Below are 418 nucleotides of genomic sequence, written 5' to 3' on the forward strand. Positions count from 1 at the left end.
GAGAAAAACGATCCGTGTCACAGTCCCATCAGCACCAATATCGAACTTAACCTCAACCAGCCCCTTGATATAATTTGCTGCAGCATATTCCGGATATCGTGGATACACCGTCACTAATTGCCGGGGCTCATCAGCTTTTTGCTGCGAGCATCCCACTGCCAGGACAGATAACAGAAAAAGTAGTAAAAGGCGTCTTTTCATTTTTATTCCTACGGGTCTTATTCTGACAATATATCCTGTGTTCCAGACTGCCACATCACCACATCCTGTGCCATTATCTGACTCACATTACATACATCGCATCGGGATACAGTAGTAGCACTTTCTGTAATACAGCTTCCTGTTTCTTCCACCATCGCACCGGGATAAACCCGCGAATCATTAACGCGGTAAAAACCCGGTGTGCATCGTTTTTATT

General features: G+C 45.0%; 1 protein-coding gene. It reads right to left on the reverse strand.

The features are described from left to right. A partial coding sequence (locus tag FHL80_RS25085) for an energy transducer TonB (protein WP_216871051.1) occupies positions 1 to 255 on the reverse strand: 255 nt, incomplete at its 3' end. Between the last annotated feature and the right edge of the window lie 163 nt (positions 256 to 418).

The organism is Modestobacter excelsi (assembly GCF_005930495.1).
GTDB classification, from domain to species: Bacteria; Actinomycetota; Actinomycetes; order Mycobacteriales; family Geodermatophilaceae; genus Modestobacter; species Modestobacter excelsi.